The sequence below is a fragment of the Pseudomonas sp. Sample_10 genome (assembly GCF_004321495.1).
GTDB lineage: Bacteria > Pseudomonadota > Gammaproteobacteria > Pseudomonadales > Pseudomonadaceae > Aquipseudomonas.
Genome location: NZ_RCOE01000002.1, coordinates 1 through 1949 on the forward strand (window position 1 = coordinate 1; position 1949 = coordinate 1949).

Below are 1949 nucleotides of genomic sequence, written 5' to 3' on the forward strand. Positions count from 1 at the left end.
CGGCCGTTGTACGGCGAGGACATCAGGGTGATCACGCCGAACGCGCCGAGGCTGGTGATCACGTAGGTGACCAGGTACACGCCGATGGCTTCCACGGCCAGGCCTTTGCTCGCCACCAGGGCGATCAGCAGGTAACCGAAGTGAGCGATGGACGAGTAACCCAGCAGACGCTTGAGGTTGCTCTGGGTCAGTGCCAGCAGGTTACCGAACAGGATCGACGCGATGGCGATGATGGTCAGCACATCGCTCAGGATGCCGCTGCTTGCCGCTGGCGAGATCTGGAACAGACGCACCATCACCGCGAACACGGCAACCTTGGAAGCGGTAGCGAGGAACGCTGCAACCGGCGCCGGAGCACCTTCGTAAACGTCCGGGGTCCAGAGGTGGAACGGGACCAGCGACAGCTTGAATGCCAGGCCGATCAGCATCATGCCCAGGCCCAGTTGTGCCAGCGAGCTTGGCAGACCGGTAGCCGCCAATGCCTGACCGATGCCGACGAAGCTCAGGGAACCCGAGTCTGCGTACAGCAGCGCCATACCGAACAACAGGAATGCAGAACCGGCGGCCGACAGCACCATGTACTTGATGCCGGCTTCCAGCGAGCGCTTGTTGAAGAAGGCATAGGCCACCAGACCATAGACCGGCACCGACAGCAGTTCCAGGCCGATGAACAACCCGGCCAGGTGCTGCGCGCTGACCAGAACCAGGCCACCGGCGGCAGCCATCAGGATCAGCAGGTACAGTTCTTCACGGTTGCCCGGGTAACCCGAACCGCCATCGCCGAGGTAGGCGTGGGCGAGGGTGACACAGGCGAGGGTGGCGACCAGGATCAGCGCCATGTACAGGCAGGCGAAGGTGTCGATTTGCAGCAATGGGGTCACGGCCAGAGGCGCAACCTTCAGAGCCGGCAGGATCGACAGCAAAGCCAGGTTCAGACCCGCCACGGAAATCAGGAAGGTCTGCGAGTGGTTGCGGCGCCAGGCGATCGCCAGCATCACCACGATGATCGTGGCGCTGGTGATCAACAACGGCGCAAGCGCGATAAAGTGTTGAGTCGTGAATTCCATAGCGCTCTTACCGGGCCGAAGCGAGTTGAGTGAAGGCGGTGCCGAGCCATTGCTGCACGCCATGCATCGTAGCGGCAGAGGTATCGAGGAACGGTTGTGGGTACACGCCGAGGTAGATCAGCAGTGCAGCCAGACCGACCACCATGATCAGTTCGCGACCGTCCATGCCATGCAGTACCGCGTCCGATTTGGCCGGACCGAAGTACGCACGGTGGATCATGATCAGCGAGTAGACCGAACCGAACACCAGGCCGGTGGTGGCGATGATGGTGACCCATGGAGCGATCGGGAAACTGCCGATCAGGATCAGGAACTCACCGACGAAGTTACCGGTACCCGGCAGACCCAACGACGCTGCTGCAAAGAACAGGCTGAGGGCCGGCAGGTAAGCGATCTTCGACCACAGGCCACCCATTTCACGCATGTCGCGGGTGTGGGTGCGTTCGTACAGTTGGCCACTCAGGATAAAGAGTGCCGCGGCCGACAGACCGTGCGCCAGCATCTGCATCACTGCACCTTGCAGTGCCAGTTGGCTGCCGGAGTAGATGCCGATCAGTACGAAGCCCATGTGGGAAACGGACGAGAAGGCGATCAGGCGCTTGATGTCGGTTTGTGCGAAAGCCAGGAACGCGCCGTAGAAAATCCCGATCAGACCCAGGGTCATGGCGATCGGCGCGAACTCGGCCGAGGCATTCGGGAACAGCGGCAGGGCGAAACGCAACAGGCCGTAGGCAGCTGTCTTCAGCAAGATACCGGCGAGGTCGACAGAACCTGCGGTCGGTGCCTGGGCGTGAGCATCAGGCAGCCAGGAGTGGAACGGTACGACTGGCAGCTTGACCGCGAAGGCGATGAAGAAGCCGAGCATCAGGATGTACTCGGTGG

The 1949-nt window shown here is 61.7% G+C and carries 2 protein-coding genes; both read right to left on the minus strand.

Translation table 11 applies throughout. From position 1 onward, the window contains the following. Positions 1–1067, minus strand: a 1067-nt coding sequence (gene nuoN / locus D8U18_RS00015) for an NADH-quinone oxidoreductase subunit NuoN (RefSeq protein WP_131106758.1), incomplete at its 3' end; no start/stop codon positions are given. 7 nt (positions 1068–1074) lie between these two features. Next, the coding region (locus tag D8U18_RS00020) for an NADH-quinone oxidoreductase subunit M (protein ID WP_131106759.1) at positions 1075–1949 on the minus strand (875 nt) is incomplete at its 5' end.